This window comes from Paraburkholderia sp. BL18I3N2 (assembly GCF_003001875.1).
Classification (GTDB): Bacteria; Pseudomonadota; Gammaproteobacteria; order Burkholderiales; family Burkholderiaceae; genus Paraburkholderia; species Paraburkholderia phytofirmans.
Genome location: NZ_PVNC01000007.1, coordinates 292,303 through 307,488, shown reverse-complemented (window position 1 = coordinate 307,488; position 15,186 = coordinate 292,303). Strand labels below are relative to the sequence as shown.

Sequence of the window (15,186 nt, the reverse complement as noted above, 5' to 3'; positions counted from 1 at the left end):
AGCCAAGGAGGAAGATAAAACATGGCACGTCGTTATTTCGGAACGGACGGCATTCGGGGCAAAGTCGGCGAAGGGCCGATCACGCCGGAGTTTGTATTGCGGCTTGGCTACGCGGCCGGCAAGGTGCTGGCAGGCGCGGACCGCTGGGCCAAATCGGGTACGCGGCCAACCGTGTTGATCGGCAAAGACACGCGGGTGTCGGGGTACATGCTCGAAGCCGCGCTCGAGTCGGGTTTCTCCGCGGCGGGTGTGGACGTGATGCTGGCCGGCCCGATGCCGACGCCCGGCATCGCCTACCTGACGCGCGCGTTGCGGCTCGCCGCGGGCGTGGTCATCAGTGCATCGCATAACCCGTACTACGACAACGGCATCAAATTTTTCTCCGCCGACGGCAACAAGTTGCCGGACGAAGTGGAGTCGCAGATCGAGGAGCAGCTCGATCTGCCGCTCGCTTGCGCGGCATCCGAGCAACTGGGCAAGGCGCGGCGTCTCGACGACGCGGCGGGCCGCTACATCGAGTTCTGCAAGAGCACGTTCCCGGCGGCGTTCGATCTGCACGGCCTGAAGCTGGTAGTCGACTGCGCGCATGGCGCCGCTTATGACGTGGCGCCGCACGTGTTCCACGAGCTCGGCGCCGAGGTGATTCCGATCGGCGTCGCGCCGAACGGCTTCAACATCAACGACGGTGTCGGCGCGACCGCACCGGATGCGCTGGTCCGTGCCGTGCGCGCGAATCATGCGGATCTGGGCATCGCGCTCGATGGCGACGCCGACCGTCTGCAGGTGGTCGATGCGGCAGGGCGCCTCTACAACGGCGACGAACTGCTGTACATCCTGGTCAAGGATCGAGTTGCGACCGACGGCAAAGTGGACGGCGCGGTCGGCACCTTGATGACGAATATGGCGGTGGAAGTGGCGCTGCAGGAAGCCGGCGTGAAGTTCGTCCGCGCGGCGGTCGGCGACCGCTACGTGCTCGAGCAGTTGCGCGAACACGGCTGGCAACTCGGCGCCGAGGGCTCCGGCCATATTCTTTCGCTCGACCGCCATTCCACGGGCGACGGCATCGTCTCCGCGCTGCTGGTGCTGGCGGCCATGAAACGCAGCGATAAGACGCTCGCAGACCTGCTCGACGGCGTCACGCTGTTCCCGCAGAAGCTGATCAACGTGCGCATGAAGCCTGACGCGGACTGGAAGAGCAGCGATCTGATTCGCCGCGCCATCGCCAAGGCCGAGAGCGCGCTGGACGGCCGCGGCCGTGTGCTGATCCGCGCGTCCGGCACCGAGCCGGTGCTGCGCGTGATGGTGGAAGCAGAAAATGCCGCCGACGCGCTTCAGCACGCGGAGTCGATTGCCGGAGCCGTGAAAGAGGCAACGGCGTAAGCCGCGCGCTGTTGCGGCGAGAGGGCGTGGGGACGACGAGCATATCGTCCGGACGCCCTCTCGCTGTCCGCAATCTGCAATTCAGCGTCGCAATCACCACGCGGCAATTAGCGCCTACCGCCCGCAGCGCGTCACGCTTCACGTGACCAAGTGTCGCCAACTCAGACAGCGAACCGCGCAAAAGACACATCGCCAAAAAAGGCACACCGCCAGGCAGACCGGCGCTCAAACACGCAGGACCAAAACGCGCAGCCCCAAAAGACGCAGCCCCAAAAAGACGCGGCCCCAAAAGACAATGCCAACGCTCTAGCCGCACTCCAACCACCGTCTCCCCCGCCGCAGCATCCCGCACAACCCACGCCGCATCTTTTTCCTCAAACGCGCACTCGCAAACGTTCGCGCCCCATCTTTCTTCGACTAATCTAAAGAGCGGTACGATCTTCGCCGGAAAGTCAGCGTTTTCCCTGACGAGGCGCCTTTCAGTCGTGTAATCCCACTGTCACATCCGTTTCACGTTAAGTCACGTTACTGTCACAAAGAGACCCTAAGCTTCGCGGTGATCGTCTTACACGCTCACACCGCTCACACCTTTGGAGGTCTCATGAAATTGATGCAAACCGTGTTCGCTGGCGTTGCTGGCGCGCTTTTCGCGATCGCAGCGCAAGCCGCAGACATCACCGGCGCGGGCAGCACCTTCGCAGCACCGATTTACACGAAGTGGGCCGACTCGTATCAGAAATCGGGCGGCGGCAAGGTGAACTATCAAGGCATCGGCTCGTCGGGCGGCGTGAAGCAGATCGTCGCGAAGACCGTCGACTTCGCCGGTTCGGACGCTCCGCTGAAGGACGACGAACTCGCCAAGGAAGGCCTGTTCCAGTTCCCGACCGTGGTCGGCGGCGTGGTGCCGGTCGTCAACGTGCCGGGCGTGAAGCCGGCTGAACTGACGCTGTCGGGCGAAGTGCTCGGCGACATTTATCTGGGCAAGATCAAGAAGTGGAACGATCCGGCGATCGTTGCGCTGAACCCGAAGGTCAAGCTGCCGGATACCGACATCGCCGTGGTTCGCCGCGCCGATGGTTCGGGCACCAGCTTCATCTGGACGAACTATCTGTCGAAGGTCAACGCGGACTGGAAGTCGAAGGTCGGTGAAGGTTCGACGGTCAACTGGCCGACGGGCACGGGCGGCAAGGGCAACGACGGCGTTGCGGCCTTCGTGCAACGTCTGCCGGGCGCAATCGGCTACGTGGAATGGGCGTACGCGAAGCAGAACCACATGACGTATGTCGCGCTGAAGAACTCGACGGGCACGGTTGTCGAACCGAAGACGGACACCTTCAAGGCAGCGGCAGCAGGCGCGGACTGGTCGAAGTCGTTCTACCAGATCCTGACGAACGAGCCGGGCAAGAACGCATGGCCGATCGTCGGCGCGACGTTCGTGCTGGTTCACACGACGCAAGAGAAGGCGCCGCAAGGCAGCGAAACGCTGAAGTTCTTCGACTGGGCGTTCAAGAACGGCACGCAAGCCGCGAACGATCTGGACTACATCTCGCTGCCGGATTCGGTCGTGTCGGAAATCCGCACGCAATGGAAGGCAAAGGTGAAGGACGCTTCGGGCAAGGCAATCGCCGAGTAAATGCGGCGATGAGCGCGGCAGCGCAAGCGCTCGGTATCGGTAGCACGTAACACGTTGGCCGTCCTCATGTGAGGACGGCCAATGGCTTTAACCCCCGGCATTACCGGCCGCATGACACGTGTCGTGCGGCAACTGGAAACAGGTCCATCAGGCTCTCATGTCCGATATCCAATTAGCGCCCGGTGCGAGCAGGTCGACCCCGCCCGGCAGCGCGTCGCAGCAGAAAGCGCCCAGCCGCGCCGGCGATGTGATCTTCGGCGGTCTCGCGCGCCTCGCCGCTATCATCACTTTGCTGCTGCTCGGCGGCATCATCGTTTCGCTGATCGTCGCGTCCATGCCGTCGATCAAGCAATTCGGCCTCAGCTTCCTGTGGACCGCCGACTGGGATCCACCCAGCAAGCAATTCGGCGCGCTGGTGCCGATCTACGGCACCATCGCCACCTCGATCATTGCACTCATCATCGCGGTGCCCGTCAGCTTCGGCATCGCGCTATTCCTGACTGAACTCTCGCCCGCGTGGCTGCGCCGCCCGCTCGGCATCGCGATCGAACTGCTCGCCGCGATTCCGTCGATCGTGTACGGCATGTGGGGTCTGCTGGTGTTCGCGCCGATCTTCGCGACCTGGTTCGAGAAGCCGCTCGGCGCGGTGCTCGGCGGCATTCCGGTGGTCGGAGCGCTGTTTCAGGGCGCGCCGATCGGCATCGGCATTCTGTGCGCCGGGGTCATACTTGCGATCATGATCATTCCGTACATCGCCTCGGTGATGCGCGACGTCTTCGAAGTCACGCCGGTTCTGCTGAAGGAATCGGCGTACGGCATCGGCTGCACGACGTGGGAAGTGATGTGGAAGATCGTGCTGCCCTTTACGAAGAGCGGCGTGATCGGCGGCGTGATGCTGGGTCTGGGCCGCGCGCTCGGCGAGACCATGGCTGTCACGTTCGTGATCGGTAACACCAATCTGCTCGACAACGTGTCGCTCTTTTCGCCGGGCAACAGCATCACGTCGGCGCTCGCCAACGAATTCGCCGAAGCGGATCCGGGCCTGCACACGTCGGCGCTGATGGAACTCGGCCTCATCCTGTTCGTGATTACTTTCATCGTGCTGGCGATCTCCAAGGTCATGCTGCTGCGTCTTCAGAAAGCGGAGGGCGCGAAATGAGCCAGCCCACTTTGAATATGCCGGGTTCGAACGACGCCGCCGCGCTCGAAGCGATGCGCGTGCGTCTGCAAGGCCGCCGCCGCATGAAGAACGCGATCGCGCTGACCATGTCGCTCGCCGCCATGGCGTTCGGCCTGATCTGGCTGGTCTGGATTCTCTATACGACTTTGCGTCTCGGTATCGGCGGCTTGTCGGTCGAGCTGTTCACGCAATCTACGCCGCCGCCGAACACCGATGGCGGCGGTCTCGCCAACGCGATCGTCGGCAGTCTGATGCTGGTCGGACTCGCGACTTTCGTCGGCACGCCGATCGGTATTCTGGCTGGCGTCTATCTCGCCGAATACGGTCAGAAGGGCTGGCTCGCGAGCGTCACGCGTTTCATCAACGACATTCTGTTGTCGGCGCCTTCGATCGTGGTGGGCCTCTTCGTCTACGCGCTGGTCGTCGCGAAGATGGGCCACTTCAGCGGCTGGGCCGGCGTCTTCGCGCTCGCCTTGCTGCAGATTCCGATCGTCATCCGCACCACGGAAAACATGCTGAAACTGGTGCCGAACGCACTGCGTGAAGCGGCTTTCGCGCTCGGCACGCCGAAGTGGAAGATGGTGCTGTCGATCACGCTGAAGGCCTCGATCGCGGGTATCGTCACTGGCGTGCTGCTCGGCGTGGCGCGTATCGCAGGCGAAACCGCGCCGCTGCTCTTCACGGCGCTGTCGAACCAGTTCTTCTCGACGGACATGGGCCAGCCGGTCGCGAACCTGCCGGTCACGATCTACAAGTTTGCGATGAGCCCGTTCGCGCAGTGGCAATCGCTCGCGTGGGCCGGCGTCTTCCTGATCACGCTCGCGGTGCTGGGATTGAACATCCTCGCGCGCACGATCTTCTCGAACAAGTAAGGGCGGAGTGTAATCCGATGAATATGGCAGAAACTCAACTCAATCCGATCCAGCGCCACACTGCGCCCGCCGGTTTCGATCCCGCCCAGAGCGGCCAGTCGCAGGCGCCGTCGCGCCCGAAGATCGAGATCAACGATCTGAACTTCTTCTACGGCAAGTATCACGCGTTGAAGAACATCAATCTGCAGATTCCCGAAGGCAAGGTGACCGCGTTCATCGGCCCGTCGGGTTGCGGCAAGTCCACGCTGCTGCGCACGCTGAACAAGATGTACGCGCTCTATCCGGAACAGCGCGCCGAAGGCGAGATCCTGATGGACGGCGAAAACCTGCTGACCTCCAAGCGCGATATCTCGCTCTTGCGCGCACGGATCGGCATGGTGTTCCAGAAGCCGACGCCGTTTCCAATGTCGATCTACGACAACATCGCGTTCGGCGTGAAGATGTTTGAAACGCTGCCGCGCTCGGAGATGGACGACCGCGTCGAATGGGCGCTGACCAAGGCCGCGCTGTGGAACGAAGTGAAGGACAAGCTCGGCCAGAGCGGCTACGGTTTGTCGGGCGGCCAGCAGCAGCGTCTGTGCATCGCGCGCGGTATCGCGATCCGTCCGGAAGTGCTCCTGCTCGACGAGCCGTGTTCGGCGCTGGACCCGATTTCGACGGGCCGCATCGAAGAACTGATCGCCGAATTGAAGAGCGATTACACGGTGGTGATCGTCACGCACAACATGCAACAGGCGGCCCGCTGTTCGGACTACACTGCCTATATGTACCTCGGCGAGTTGATCGAATTCGGCGATACCGAAAAGATCTTCATCAAGCCGGTCCGCAAGGAAACTGAGGATTACATCACTGGCCGCTTCGGTTAACGCGCCGAACAAAACAAGGAGTACCACATGTCCGACAAACACCTGTCCAGCCAGTTCGACGCCGACCTGAATCTGGTTTCTTCCAAGGTGCTCGAAATGGGCGGCCTGGTCGAATCGCAGATCGTCAAGGCCATGCAGGCGCTCAACGAATTCGATCTCGACATCGCCGAACAGGTGATCGCCGCGGAAGATCGTCTGAACAAGATGGAAGTGGAAATCGACGAAGAGTGCAGCAACATCATCGCGCGCCGTCAGCCGGCCGCGCGTGATTTGCGTCTCCTGATCGCGATTTCGAAGACCATCACGAATCTCGAACGCGCCGGCGACGAAGCCGAAAAAATCGCCAAGCGCACCAAGCGATTGATGGAAGACGGCGCCTCGCGCACCATCAATATCGCCGAAATCAAGTTGTCGGGTGAAATGGCGGTGTCGATTCTGCGCCGCGCGCTCGACGCGTTCGCGCGCCTCGATACGGTCGCCGCCGCGCAGATCGTGCGCGACGATAAAGCGATCGACGAAGAATTCCGCGCCTTCGTGCGCAAGCTGATTTCGTACATGACCGAAGATCCGCGTTCGATCTCCGTGGGCCTCGACTTCCTCTTTATCGCCAAGGCGATCGAGCGGATCGGCGACCACGCGAAGAACATCGCCGAATTCATCATTTACATCGTGAAGGGCACGGACGTGCGGCACAAGTCGCGCGACGCGCTCGAACGCGAAGCACTCAGTTAATCCAGACATAAGGACCAGAGGTGCCGATGCCCAGCAGCATTCTCGTCATTGAAGATGAGCCCGCCATTTCCGAACTGATTTCGGTCAATCTTCAACACGCCGGACACTGCCCGATTCGCGCGTACAACGCGGAACAGGCGCAGAACCTGATCAGCGACGTATTGCCCGACCTCGTCCTGCTCGACTGGATGTTGCCGGGTAAATCGGGCATCGCGTTCGCTCGCGATCTGCGCAACAACGAGCGCACGAAACATATCCCTATCATCATGCTGACCGCGCGTGGCGACGAGCAGGACAAGGTGCTCGGCCTCGAAATCGGCGCCGACGACTACGTCACCAAGCCGTTCTCGCCGAAAGAACTGATGGCACGCATCAAGGCGGTGTTGCGCCGCCGTGCGCCGCAGTTGACCGAAGACGTAGTCGCGATCAACGGTCTCAAGCTCGATCCAGCCACTCACCGCGTGGCCGCGAATGGCGACGGCAGCGAGATCAAGCTCGATCTCGGCCCGACGGAATTCCGCCTGCTGCACTTCTTCATGACGCACCCCGAGCGCGTGCACAGCCGCACGCAATTGCTCGATCAGGTGTGGGGCGACCACGTGTTCGTCGAAGAGCGCACGGTGGACGTGCATATCAAGCGTTTGCGCGCAGCTCTCAAGCCGGCCGGGTGCGATGCTATGATTGAGACGGTACGCGGCAGCGGCTACCGGCTTGCGAAGAGCGCCTGAGGCGCGCATTAGCGGCGTTCGCGCCGCCGCGCTGGGTACGTTTATTCGCCACGATAGGCGCCGCGATTTCCGTCCCGGCGCATAGGCTTTTCTCTTCGATCGCTAGACCATGAACATCATCTGGGCGCGCTCCATCGTGTCGGTCGTGCTGCTGGCTGTTCTGTGCGCGGTGGTCGGCGCACTCGTGAACGTCAAGGCAGCGCTCGTCCTCGCGATCGTCATGCTGCTCGCGCAGAGCCTTTTCAGCACCTTCCATAAACAGCGTCTGTGGCGTTTGCTCGACGCGCCGGTTTACGGCGAAGTGCCGAGCGCCCCCGGCATCTGGGGCGAAATCTACTACCGTCTGCATAAGCTCGCGAAGCGCTGGCACGCCCAGGTGCGCTCGGTCGAGCAGCAGCATTCGCGCTTCATTCAGGCTATCCAGGCCTCGCCGAACGGCGTGGCGATGCTCGACGATCACGACCAGATCGAGTGGTGCAACGCGATCTCGGAACTCCATTTCGGCCTGGACGCGAAGCGCGATCTGCGCCAGCACATCACGCATCTGGTGCGCCAGCCGGACTTCGTTCGCTATCTGAATTCGCATCGCTACGAAGAAATGCTGATCATGCGCGGCATGGGCGACAAGCGGCAAAACGTGCTGTCGGTGCAGGTGTTTCCGTACGGCGAGAATCGCAAACTGGTGCTCTCGCAAGACATCACCGAACTCGAACGCACCGATGCGATGCGGCGCGACTTCGTCGCCAATGTTTCGCATGAACTCAAAACGCCGCTCACGGTTCTCTCGGGTTTTCTGGAAACCATGCGCGAGTTGCCGCTGAGCGAAGCCGAACGTTCGCGCTATCTCGAACTGATGGAGCAGCAGGCTTCGCGCATGCGCCATATCGTCAGCGATCTGCTGGTGCTCGCCAAACTCGAAGGCGACAACAAGCCGCCGAGCGATCAGATGATCGATATGCGCGCGGTGTTGCGGCATCTGCGCGACGACGCGGAAAACCTGTCGAGCGATCATCACAAGATCGTGTTCGATGCCGACGAAGGGCTCACGGTCACCGGTGTCGAAACGGAAATTCTCAGTGCGTTGGGCAATCTCGTCACGAACGCGATCCGCTACACGCCGGACGGCGGCGCGATCAAAGTGGCCTGGCATGCGCAGGGCGGCAATGCGATATTTTCCGTGACGGACAGCGGACTCGGCATTCCGGCCGTGGACATTCCGCGCTTGACGGAGCGTTTCTATCGCGTCGATCGCAGCCGTTCGCGCGACACCGGCGGCACGGGTCTCGGGCTCGCGATCGTCAAGCATGTGCTGCAGCGTCACGATGCGCAACTCGACGTGAAGAGCGAAGAGGGGCGTGGCAGCACGTTCACCGTGCGCTTCCCGGTGTATCGCACGGCGCGCCGGCAACCGGCGCCGGCTTGAACGTAACCGCATCGGAATGAAGAAAAGCCCGCATTTAGCGGGCTTTTTTACGCGTGTCGCGTTTGTTGGTAGCCCGCCAGAGCGAGCGCAGTCACTAACGTTACGAACAGAATTTCCCCAGCAGACTCATCTGCGCATTGCGCGAGGACTTGCCCGGCCGGCGGCGCCGATAATGGCCGTCGCTTTGCATCAGCCACGCGGATTGATTGTCGCCAAGAAACGCCGACAGGCCTTCAGCGATCACACGCCGCTTCAAACGGCGGTTGTTGATCGGAAACGCCACTTCAACACGCCGGAAGAAATTGCGATCCATCCAGTCGGCGCTCGACAGATAGACTTGCTCCTTGCCGCCGTCGTAAAAGTAGAAGATGCGATGGTGTTCCAGAAAGCGCCCGACGATCGAGCGCACCGTGATGTTCTCCGAAAGCCCCGCCACGCCCGGCTGCAACGAGCACACGCCACGCACGATCAGATCGATTTTCACGCCGGCCTGCGCGGCTTCGTACAACTCGGCGATCACCGTGGGTTCGAGCAGCGCATTCATCTTCGCGACGATGCGTGCCTTCTTACCCGCGCGCGCATGCTCGGCTTCGGCGCGGATCGCTTCGACCAGTTTCGGATGCAGCGTGAACGGCGATTGCCACAACTCGTGCAGCTTCAGCTCGCCGCCAATGCCGGTCAGTTGCTGGAACACGTGATGCACGTCTTCGCAGATTTTCTGATCGGCGGTCATCAAACCGAAGTCGGTGTAAAGACGCGCGGTGCGCGGGTGGTAGTTACCGGTGCCGAGGTGCACGTAGCGCTTGAGCGTGGTCTTGCCGCCCACCGACACGCGCCGTACGATCAGCATCATCTTCGCATGGCACTTGTGGCCCACCACGCCGTACACCACGTGCGCGCCGACTGCCTCGAGCTGCGAGGCCCAGTTGATGTTGGTTTCCTCGTCGAAGCGCGCGAGCAGTTCGACCACTACCGTGACTTCCTTGCCGTTGCGCGCCGCTTGCATGAGCGCGTCCATCAGCGGCGAATCGGTGCCGGTGCGATAGATGGTCTGCTTGATCGCGACCACGTTCGGATCTTTGGCCGCCTGCAGCAGCAGTTCGAGCACCGGCTGAAAGCTCTCGTACGGATGATGCAGCAACACGTCGCCCTGATCGATCACGTCGAACATGCTGGCGCTGTTGGCGACCTGCGGCGGAATCGCGGGGATGTGCGGCACGAACTTGAGATCGGGACGGTCCACCATCTCCGGCAATTGCATCAGCCGCACCAGATTGACGGGGCCGTCGGCGTAATAGCAGTCCTTGTCCGAGAGGCCACTTTCGTCGAGCAGGCGCCGCACGACATGCGTGGGCGTTTCCGCCGACACTTCGAGCCGCACCGCATTGCCCAGATGCCGCGCCGGCAATTCGCCCTGCAACGCGACGCGCAGATTGGTGATTTCATCTTCGTCGACAAACAGTTCGCTATTGCGCGTGATGCGAAACTGATTGCAACTGCGCACCACGAGGTTTGGAAACAGCTCGCCGACAAAGCGTTGCAACAGCGAGCTCAGCAGCACGAAACCATGCGGATAGCCCGACAGTTCCTGCGGCATGCGCACGAGCCGCGGCAGCGCGCGCGGCGCCTGCACGATGCCCATCATCGCCTGACGGCCGAACGCGTCCTTGCCTTCCAGTTCGACGACGAAATTCAGGCTCTTGTTGAGCACGCGTGGAAACGGATGCGCCGGATCGAGGCCGATCGGCGTGAGCACGGGTAACAGTTCGTCGAAGAAGTAATTGCGCGCCCATTCGGTCTGCGCTTCGTTCCACGCTTCGGTGCCGTGAAAATAGATACCTTCTGCTTCGAGCGCGGTGAGCACCGTGTCGTGCAGCATGGTGTACTGGCGATGCACGAGCTTCTGCGCGCGTTCGACCACGAGGTCGTACACGTGCTGCAGCGACATGCCGTCCGGCGATAGCGCGCCGGGGTTGTCGCGCATCTGTTCCTGCAGTCCGGCCATGCGGACTTCGAAGAATTCGTCGAGATTGCTACTGGTGATGCAGATGAAGCGCAGGCGTTCGAGCAAAGGGACGGCTGGGTCGGCAGCTTGTGCCAACACACGCTCGTTGAAACCCAGAATGCCCAGCTCGCGATTCAATAAGGGGTAGCGGATGGACATCGGCAGCGAGAATGGAATGTCAGGAAGAGAGGCGGAAAGACGCTCGGAAATTCTCACAGTATGATGACGTTGTTATGACATTCTCGATTTTTTATTCTACGCCGTAATCGGCACGTGTCGTCAATATGACGCAGTCGGTATGGGACCATTGGGCACCCCCATTGCTGCGAGGTGACATCGTGAGGCCCGGTACGCTTAGAATGGCGTCTTTGAACAGCGCGGCCGGCCAGAAGGCGCCCAGGGCACCCGATGGACACGGAGCGTTCCCCGCATCCAACGCCGCCGCGCTCGCGCGCATGGAGTCCGCTTACCCGATGGTCAATACTCCGCAACTCCTCGCCGCCGTCGATCTCGGCTCGAACAGCTTCCGGCTGATCGTGGGCCGGGTCGAGGAAACCGACGCGGGCAGCCAGATCTATCAAGTCGATGCCTTGCGCGAGCCGGTGCGTCTGGCCGCCGGTCTGTCGCGCGACAAGATGCTCGACCGTGCCTCGCAAGTGCGCGGCTGGGACGCGCTCAAGCGTTTTGGCGAGCGTCTTCGCGACTTTCATCCCGATCACGTTCGCGCGGTCGCAACCAATACATTGCGCATCGCCAAGAATGCCGGCGAATTTCTCGGCGAGGCGCAGGCCGCGCTCGGTTTCCCGATCGAAGTGATCGCCGGGCGTGAAGAAGCGCGCCTGATCTACGCGGGCGCAGCACACTCCGTGCCCGCGAGCCCGGGTAAGCGTCTCGTCGTCGACATCGGCGGCGGCTCGACGGAATTCATCATTGGCTCGCATTACACGCCCATCAAGATGGAGAGCCTGTATATCGGCTGCGTGAGTCATAGCCGGGCGTTTTTCCCCGCCGGCAACGTCGACGAATACACGATGCGCCAGGCCGAACTCGCCGCGGGCCGCGAAATCCAGATCATTTCCGCCGAGTACAAGAAAACCGGCTGGGAGCAGGCGATCGGCTCGTCGGGCACCGCGCGCGCGTTGGCCGAATTGGTGGAGGCAAATAACTTCAACGACCCGGGCGTCACGCACGGCATCTCGCGTGGTGGTCTCGAACGGCTCAAGCGCGCGCTGATCAAGGCGGAGAACGTCAACCGGCTGAAGCTCGTCGCGTTGAAGGGCGATCGTATTCCCGTGCTGGCGGGCGGTCTGTCCATCATGATCGCGGTGTTCGACGAACTCGGTGTCGACTACGTCGATACGACGGACGGCGCCTTGCGCCTCGGCGTGCTATACGACCTGCTAGGCCGTTCGCAGCACGAAGACATGCGTACGGTCACGGTGGAAGGCTTCATGCGCCGCTATGGCGTGGATCGCGCGCAGGCGGGGCGCATCGGCGAACTCGCGGTGCGCTTCTACGAACAGTTCGCGGAACCCGACGAAGAACGCCGCGCGGAAAACCGCACGTTTCTCGGCTGGGCGGCGGCGCTGCACGAAATCGGTCTGTCGATCTCGCATAGCGCGTATCACAAGCATTCGGCTTATATCGCAAGCAACGCGGACATGCCGGGCTTTTCGCGCACCGATCAGGCGCGGCTTGCCGCGCTCGTGCTCGGTCACGCGGGCAAGCTCGGCAAGCTGTCGCAGACACGCGAAGTGGAGTGGCCGCTGCTGTTCTGTCTGCGGCTCGCGGCGCTGCTCTGCCGCCGGCGTGCGGACGTCGGCCTGCCGGGCATTGCGGTGGCGCAGGTCAACGGCGGTTACGAGGTGCGTTTGCCGAACGAGTGGGTGGCCAACAACCCGCTCACCGACTACAGCCTGATTCAGGAGGCCGCGGAGTGGGAGAAGGTCGGCATTCCGTATCGCGTGGTCTATACGGACGACTGAAGCCTTGTGCATGGCGCATTGCGGACGAACGAGAAAGCCCGGCATGTTGCCGGGCTTTTTTGTGGCCGCTTGTTTTGTTTCTGCAAGTCGCGTCACAGCGCGTCTTGCGTGCGAATCAGCTTAGCGCGGCAGCGCATCGCCGAGGAAGTGGCGGGCGTAACGCGCATTGATATCGGACAAACGGAACAGCGTCAGAAAGTCCGCGGTATTGAAATCGGGATCCCATGCCGGCGCGCCGCAAATCTTTGCGCCCAGACGCAGGTAACCCTTCACCAACGGCGGCGGTGCCACTTCGGCGCCCGTTTGCAGTTCATCGACCGGCAGCGGTGTATGCGGAAACGCGCGATATTCCGGCGCGGTCAGCGCGTTGTCGCGCAGCGAGCAATACAGATTCGCCGCGTAGTGGCCGCCGTCGACCATCGCCACGCTCGCGCAGCCGAGCATCGTCTCGTAGCCGTTGTGTTTCATGTACGCGGCAAGGCCCGCCCACAGCGACATGATCACCGAGCCGCTGCGATAGTCGGGATGCACGCAGGAACGGCCCACTTCGACCATCTTGGCGCGCAGGTGCGTGAGGCGCGACACGTCGAATTCGCTTTCCGCATACAGGCGGCCAATTCGCGCGGCCTGATGCGGCGGCAACGCGCGATATGTGCCGACCACGTTCAACGTGTCGAGATCGCGCACCAGCAGGTGATCGCAGTAGGAGTCGAACGAATCGACATCGAGACCTGCGGGGCCTGTCAGGCGCGCGCCCATTTCGTCGGCGAACACGCGGTAGCGCAGACGCTGTGCTTCGCGCAGTTCTTCGTCGGTGCGCGCCCACGTGACTTGCAGGCGATGCTGGGCGGTGACCGTTTCCTCGGCGCGCGGCAGACGGCGCGACTCGAAGATCGAAGCGAGGGGCAGGGTGGGCGTCGGCAGTTCTCGCATGGGGGGTCCTGGTCGAAAAAAGGGAGATTTCTTTTTTCGCCAATGTAGTAACGCCTGGTGACGCTCGCATGGCAAACCCGTGACGATTGGATGACTGCCCGTAAGCTGCGTGCCCGCGGCTTGTAATGATGCGAACGGGGCCGATGAGTGTTGTTTCCGCGCGAAACGTGGGGAATCGAGGAAATGGGTGGGGGTAATTCAAGCGCCGGGACGGTGAGGTCCCGGCGATGTGGGTGAAGCGTGTGATCGGCTTGGTAGTTCGGCGCCATCGCGCGCGGCGCTTGGTTTTTATAGGCGCGGGCCTCGCCTCGTCGAAGCGAATCCGGCTCAGACCAGATCGGGCGTCATGGCGGCGCGCAGCACGGCCTGGTCGTCGCCATCGCGCTCGCGGCTCGCGATCCACCACACGCCCGCTTTCTTCAGCGGCCAGCTCCCGTCGCTATTGCCGAGCAGCCGTGCGGCGACGTGGCCGAGCGTCGGTTGATGGCCGACGATCACCACCGTCTGCGCGACGCCTTTAGGCCAGCCCGCGGCGTTGAGCACGTCGTCGGGGCTCGCGTTGGGCGCGAGTTCGCGCACTACGCGGTATTGATCGCTCAGCGTCTCGGCGGTCTGGATGGTGCGCACAGCAGGGCTCGCGAGCACGACGGCGTCGTCGGGCAGGCGGGTGCGCAGCCATTTGGCGACGTTTTGCGCCTGCTTGCGGCCTCGGGTGGTGAGCGCCCGCGCGAGGTCGGTGCTGGCGATGTCTTCGGCTTCGGCGTGACGCCAGAGAATCAGATCCATGCGTGTCTCCTTGACTCTGCTTGCGGCGCTTGAGCCTGATGAGGCAGGCCGGCGCCAAGTTTAGTCACTGTCGCACGCTGGCCCGTCATGCCGCAAGGCAAAGGCTCGGACTGACCGTATCAGCGCGCGGATGTATCGCAGGCGAGAGTCTGAAAGCCCGAACAAAGCCCAAAAAGCAAAAACCCGCGAAGCCGGAGGCTACGCGGGTTTCGTGTTGCTTTTCGTGGTCGGAGCGAAAGGATTCGAACCTTCGACCCTCTGATCCCAAATCAGATGCGCTACCAGGCTGCGCTACGCTCCGACGAATCCGAGATTCTACGTGGCATTGGGTGCCAGAGTCAATCACGAATTGCACCGGAGTGAAACGGGAGCTGGGATGCGCGAGTCGGCTGCGTTATATCCGGCCCATCAGCAGCAGCACGATCACGATGACCAGCACGACGCCCAGCACGCCGGTCGGCCCATAGCCCCAGCCACTGCTGTACGGCCAGCTCGGCAACGCGCCGATCAGCAGAAGAATGAGCACGATAATTAGTATGGTTCCAATGGTCATTCGAGTTCTCCCTGTCTGGCCTGAGCCAGTTAGTCTGATTGGTTCGGCGCATTCACGCCGGGACGCTCGACGCGCAGCTACGCGCTCTTGCACGCTTATACCCAGCAAGG

13 protein-coding genes and 1 tRNA gene are annotated in these 15,186 nt (G+C 62.2%); 9 read left to right on the top strand and 5 right to left on the bottom strand.

Annotated features, from left to right (window positions below; all coding sequences use genetic code 11):
- The first annotated feature begins 21 nt into the window (after positions 1-21).
- The 8 genes from glmM (at position 22) to phoR (ending at position 8,814) form a co-directional block, all read left to right on the top strand.
- Complete coding sequence (gene glmM, locus B0G75_RS21155) at positions 22-1,380, top strand: phosphoglucosamine mutase (protein ID WP_106309772.1); 1,359 nt, start codon at positions 22-24, stop codon at positions 1,378-1,380.
- A gap of 601 nt (positions 1,381-1,981) precedes the next feature.
- Entirely contained in the window at positions 1,982-3,013 is a 1,032-nt protein-coding gene (pstS, locus tag B0G75_RS21150) for a phosphate ABC transporter substrate-binding protein PstS (protein ID WP_106309769.1), read from the top strand.
- A 157-nt stretch (positions 3,014-3,170) separates the two neighbouring features.
- On the top strand, positions 3,171-4,172 hold the full coding sequence (pstC, locus tag B0G75_RS21145) for a phosphate ABC transporter permease PstC (protein WP_106309766.1): 1,002 nt from the start codon (positions 3,171-3,173) through the stop codon (positions 4,170-4,172).
- Positions 4,169-5,065, top strand: a complete 897-nt coding sequence (gene pstA / locus B0G75_RS21140) for a phosphate ABC transporter permease PstA (RefSeq protein WP_106309763.1) — start codon at positions 4,169-4,171, stop codon at positions 5,063-5,065. The genes pstC and pstA overlap by 4 nt, the downstream gene beginning before the upstream one ends.
- A 17-nt stretch (positions 5,066-5,082) precedes the next feature.
- Positions 5,083-5,931, top strand: a complete 849-nt coding sequence (gene pstB / locus B0G75_RS21135) for a phosphate ABC transporter ATP-binding protein PstB (protein WP_106309760.1) — start codon at positions 5,083-5,085, stop codon at positions 5,929-5,931.
- Positions 5,932-5,958: 27 nt separating this feature from the next.
- A complete protein-coding gene (gene phoU / locus B0G75_RS21130; RefSeq protein ID WP_106309756.1) occupies positions 5,959-6,663 on the top strand; it encodes a phosphate signaling complex protein PhoU in 705 nt (234 codons plus the stop codon).
- 26 nt (positions 6,664-6,689) lie between these two features.
- Positions 6,690-7,391 (top strand): phosphate regulon transcriptional regulator PhoB, encoded by a 702-nt coding sequence (phoB, locus tag B0G75_RS21125; protein ID WP_106309753.1) that lies wholly within the window; start codon positions 6,690-6,692, stop codon positions 7,389-7,391.
- Positions 7,392-7,500: 109 nt separating this feature from the next.
- Positions 7,501-8,814 (top strand): phosphate regulon sensor histidine kinase PhoR, encoded by a 1,314-nt coding sequence (phoR, locus tag B0G75_RS21120; RefSeq protein ID WP_106309750.1) that lies wholly within the window; start codon positions 7,501-7,503, stop codon positions 8,812-8,814.
- Between the two features lie 100 nt (positions 8,815-8,914).
- Here the strand turns inward: phoR and ppk1 are convergent, their stop codons facing one another.
- Entirely contained in the window at positions 8,915-10,978 is a 2,064-nt protein-coding gene (ppk1, locus tag B0G75_RS21115) for a polyphosphate kinase 1 (protein ID WP_106283718.1), read from the bottom strand.
- Between the two features lie 200 nt (positions 10,979-11,178).
- Here ppk1 and ppx point away from each other — a divergent pair, with 200 nt between their 5' ends.
- A complete protein-coding gene (gene ppx, locus B0G75_RS21110) occupies positions 11,179-12,804 on the top strand; it encodes an exopolyphosphatase (protein WP_106309747.1) in 1,626 nt (541 codons plus the stop codon).
- A gap of 120 nt (positions 12,805-12,924) precedes the next feature.
- Here ppx and B0G75_RS21105 read toward each other — a convergent pair whose 3' ends face one another.
- The 4 genes from B0G75_RS21105 to B0G75_RS21090 form a co-directional block, all read right to left on the bottom strand.
- Positions 12,925-13,737: a GNAT family N-acetyltransferase gene (locus B0G75_RS21105; protein ID WP_106309744.1), complete on the bottom strand. Its 813-nt coding sequence runs from the start codon at positions 13,735-13,737 to the stop codon at positions 12,925-12,927.
- Between the two features lie 327 nt (positions 13,738-14,064).
- The gene (locus B0G75_RS21100) at positions 14,065-14,523 is read right to left on the bottom strand and encodes a histidine phosphatase family protein (RefSeq protein ID WP_106309741.1); all 459 of its coding nucleotides are present in this window, start codon (positions 14,521-14,523) and stop codon (positions 14,065-14,067) included.
- Positions 14,524-14,747: 224 nt separating this feature from the next.
- A tRNA-Pro gene (locus tag B0G75_RS21095) sits at positions 14,748-14,824 on the bottom strand.
- A 93-nt stretch (positions 14,825-14,917) separates the two neighbouring features.
- On the bottom strand, positions 14,918-15,076 hold the full coding sequence (locus tag B0G75_RS21090; protein ID WP_106309738.1) for a DUF3309 family protein: 159 nt from the start codon (positions 15,074-15,076) through the stop codon (positions 14,918-14,920).
- Positions 15,077-15,186: the final 110 nt, after the last annotated feature.